The 318-nt window shown below is 32.4% G+C and carries 1 protein-coding gene; it reads right to left on the bottom strand.

Translation table 11 applies throughout. The annotated features are described in order from the left end of the window. A partial coding sequence (locus ACVYAD_RS25200; protein WP_476428305.1) for an AMP-binding enzyme occupies positions 1-318 on the bottom strand: 318 nt, incomplete at both ends.

Consider the following 318-nt stretch of genomic DNA (forward strand, 5'->3'; position numbering starts at 1 on the left):
CTATTCCTAACACTTCACACCATATTCTTACTAAGGTTTCTTCTAATTCATTTCTTGGTGCTTCATATTCATTTAAAGAATCCTCTGTATTTGGTTTTGGAAGTGCTCTTCTATCCAGTTTCCCATTTGGTGTTAAAGGCATTTCATCTATCTTTATAAAGTAAGTAGGAATCATATATTCTGGTAAACTTTCTGCCAAATAGTTCTTTAAATTTAAATCCTTCAGTTCTTTCTCACTTACTATATAGGCACAAATGTATTTGTCTGTATCGTTTCCTTCCATTACTACAACGGCTGTTTCTTTTACATCGTCATGTT

The organism is Lysinibacillus sp. G1-3 (assembly GCF_056322905.1).